This is a genomic window from Streptomyces sparsus, assembly GCF_054776295.1.
This window is the reverse complement of record NZ_BAAHCA010000693.1, coordinates 1-2,634: the sequence shown is the minus strand read 5'-3', so window position 1 is coordinate 2,634 and position 2,634 is coordinate 1. Positions and strand designations below refer to the sequence as shown.

General features: G+C 69.3%; 3 protein-coding genes and 1 pseudogene. 3 read left to right on the top strand and 1 reads right to left on the bottom strand.

Annotation, left to right across the window (positions count from 1 at the left end):
• Nucleotides 1-343, bottom strand: a pseudogene (locus tag ACYVE9_RS22225) (CAP domain-containing protein); the annotation flags it as partial.
• 136 nt (nucleotides 344-479) lie between these two features.
• Here ACYVE9_RS22225 and ACYVE9_RS22220 point away from each other — a divergent pair.
• The 3 genes from ACYVE9_RS22220 to ACYVE9_RS22210 form a co-directional block, all read left to right on the top strand.
• On the top strand, nucleotides 480-779 hold the full coding sequence (locus tag ACYVE9_RS22220; protein ID WP_461029661.1) for an acylphosphatase: 300 nt from the start codon (nucleotides 480-482) through the stop codon (nucleotides 777-779).
• Nucleotides 780-1,082: 303 nt separating this feature from the next.
• Entirely contained in the window at nucleotides 1,083-1,289 is a 207-nt protein-coding gene (locus ACYVE9_RS22215) for a hypothetical protein (protein ID WP_461029660.1), read from the top strand.
• A 196-nt stretch (nucleotides 1,290-1,485) separates the two neighbouring features.
• On the top strand, nucleotides 1,486-2,634 hold a 1,149-nt coding region (locus ACYVE9_RS22210), incomplete at its 3' end, for a chromosome segregation SMC family protein (protein WP_461029659.1).

Here is a 2,634-nt window from a genome sequence, read left to right as displayed (position 1 = left end):
GGGCCGGGGGGCGTACCTGGTCGCGGCTGGCCGGGTTCTCGCCGCGCGCGCTCGGGATGCCGGAGGTGCCCTGGGTGGAGAAGTCGGGCGGGATGCTGCCGGCCTCGACCGAGGTGGAGTCGTCGCCGCCGCCGAAGGTGTATCCGTTGCCGGGACCGGGCACGAGTCCGGAGGCGACCGCCACCGCGCCGACCGCCATCGCCGCTGAGGCGCCGAGCAGGCCGGTGCGGACCGGGGCCGTGCTCCGCTTGCGGTGAGCGCTCCGGTGACGCCCCGCGTCGTAGTCCCGTTGTGCGGAACCGCCGGAGACTGGAACAGGGGTAGCGCGTCGATGGCGTCCCATCTGCTGCTTTTCCTCACGTGCTCGGTGACGGTGGGGTGTCACTCTTTCGGGTGACGTTCGTTGCCGGGCGACACTACGCCATCACGCACGGGGCCGGTGTGCCCTCTGGGGAATTACGCCGGATAGCGTGCGTCACATGAGCGAGCCGGAAAAGGAAAACGATCATGTCCGGATGACGGCCTGGGTTCGCGGCACCGTCCAGGGCGTCGGATTCCGCTGGTTCACCCGGGCGAGCGCGCTGCGTATCGGCGGCCTGACCGGATTCGCACTGAATCTGGAGGACGGCCGGGTACAGGTGGTGGCCGAGGGGACCAGAGGGAACTGCGAGGCGCTGCTCGCCTGGCTGCGCTCCTCGGACACGCCCGGGAACGTCACCGGCGTGACGGAGATCTGGGACGAGCCCCGCGGCACCTACGACACCTTCGCCATCAGGTGATTCGCCGTATGACAGGAAACTGGTTGCCAATCCCCGCGCGGCATGCAAGGCTGCCGCAACAAGTGATCTCCGCACACCAGCGGGCCGCTGCTCCGGCGCGAGGCGCCGTACGAGCCCCTGCGGCGCGTGTTTACACGGTGTGATCGTGTTGACCGTCAAAACATTTGGTGAGACGCTGGAAGCCCCGCGCACCTTAGCTGTTTGACCCTGAGAACCTTGTAAGCAGAGCAAACACCGCGGGTGCTCATCTCTCACGACCCACCGCGACTCCGGTCGGTCACACAGTGTGGAGGACCACTCATCATGGCAAAGGCGCTTCTCGGTTACGTCGGCGGCTCCGACCCCCGAGTCCACTCCGAGATGCGACGGCTGCAGCAGCGTGTCCAGGACCTGGAATCCGAGCTGATCCGGATGCAGGCCGAGAACGACGCGCTGTCGGCTGTCGCACGTCACGGAGACTCGCTGCTCGATGGCATCGACGTCTCCCAGGGCGAGCCCGCGCTCACCTGATCCGTTTCACCGGGGGTGAGTAGCAGCGCCCACCGCTGGCAGAACTGCGAGGGACGCTTCGGCGTCCCTCCGTCATTTCCTGTGGGTTCTGTGTGTCCGTTCGCTGTCTTCGGTGGAGAGGCCCTCTCTCGTTACCGTCTGATGTGCCCTGCACCTTCAGCGGTGAAACCGCGCCGCCCCGGTAAAGTCACACGCCGTGCATCTCAAGAGCCTGACCCTGCGCGGGTTCAAGTCCTTCGCCTCCGCCACCACGCTGCGCTTCGAGCCCGGCATCACCTGTGTGGTGGGCCCCAACGGTTCCGGCAAGTCCAACGTGGTGGACGCGCTGTCCTGGGTGATGGGCGAGCAGGGCGCCAAGTCCCTGCGCGGCGGAAAGATGGAGGACGTCATCTTCGCCGGCACGACCGGGCGCCCCCCGCTCGGCCGCGCCGAGGTGTCGCTGACCATCGACAACTCCGACGGCGCACTGCCGATCGAGTACGCCGAAGTCACCATCACCCGGATCATGTTCCGCAACGGCGGCAGCGAGTACCAGCTCAACGGCGACACCTGCCGACTGCTGGACATCCAGGAACTGCTGTCCGACTCGGGCATCGGCCGGGAGATGCACGTCATCGTCGGGCAGGGCCAACTGGACTCGGTCCTGCACGCCGACCCCATGGGCAGGCGGGCCTTCATCGAGGAGGCCGCCGGCGTCCTCAAGCACCGCAAGCGCAAGGAGAAGGCGCTGCGCAAGCTGGACGCCATGCAGGCGAACCTCGCCCGCGTCCAGGACCTCACCGACGAACTGCGGCGTCAGCTGAAGCCGCTCGGCCGCCAGGCGGCCGTGGCGCGCCGGGCCGCGGTGATCCAGGCGGACCTGCGTGACGCACGCCTGCGGTTGCTCGCCGACGACCTGGTGACCGTCCGGGAGTCGCTGCGCGCCGAGATCGCGGACGAGGCCGCGCTGAAACAGCGCAAGGAGGCCGCCGAGGCCGAACTCACCGCGGGCCTGCAGCGGGAGGCCGAACTGGAGCAGGAGGTGCGCACCCTCGCCCCACGACTCCGAACCGCCCAGCAGACCTGGCACGAGCTGTCGCAGCTCGCCGAGCGCATCCGCGGCACGATCGGCCTGGCCGACGCCCGGGTGCGCAGCGCCTCGGCCGAGCCCGCCGACGAGCGCCGGGGACGTGACCCGGAGGAACTCGAGCGCGAGGCGGCCCGGGTCCGCGAGCAGGAGGCCGAGCTGACCGCGGCGCTGGACGCCGCAAGCCGCGCCCTGGACGACACCGTCAGCCACCGTGCCGACCTGGAGCGGCGGTTGGCCGAGGAGGAGCGCAGGCTGAAGGACGCCGCGCGAGCCGTC

Excerpts from the sequence above, each read along its gene's own strand:
- ACYVE9_RS22220 (WP_461029661.1), top strand. The coding sequence starts at position 480 with ATGAGCGAGCCGGAAAAGGAAAACGATCATGTCCGGATGACGGCCTGG.
- ACYVE9_RS22215 (WP_461029660.1), top strand. The coding sequence starts at position 1,083 with ATGGCAAAGGCGCTTCTCGGTTACGTCGGCGGCTCCGACCCCCGAGTC.